Annotated in this window: 1 rRNA gene; it reads right to left on the reverse strand. The window is 36.2% G+C overall.

What is annotated here, in order from left to right:
* Positions 1-139: ribosomal RNA gene (locus ACJ004_RS30160) — 16S ribosomal RNA — on the reverse strand; the annotation flags it as partial.
* Between the last annotated feature and the right edge of the window lie 298 nt (positions 140-437).

Here is a 437-nt window from a genome sequence, read left to right on the forward strand (position 1 = left end):
CTTACAGGCAGGTTGCCCACGTGTTACTCACCCGTCCGCCGCTAACCAACAGAAGCAAGCTTCTATTGATTCGCTCGACTTGCATGTATTAGGCACGCCGCCAGCGTTCGTCCTGAGCCAGGATCAAACTCTCCAAGAAAGTTGATTAGCTCATTTTGTTACGTTGGCTTAGTTTCAATAATGAAACTAAAATTGATTGTTTGTTTGCACGATTTTGTTTGTTTAGTTTTCAAAGAACAATTTTTAAGTGACAAAATCCATCATATCACAATTCTACTTTTCTATCAACCAACAATTATTCCTAAATGTTGTTTTTTAAATTACTCCTTTGAGAGTAACTTTTATATCTTAACACCATCGGTGTCAGATTGCAATAGAAAGTTTTTCCTAACCCTTAAAAGGGAATAAAAAAAACAGAAACATAAATTTCTGTCTTC

Source organism: Neobacillus sp. 204 (assembly GCF_046562815.1).
Taxonomy (GTDB): Bacteria; Bacillota; Bacilli; order Bacillales; family Cytobacillaceae; genus Neobacillus.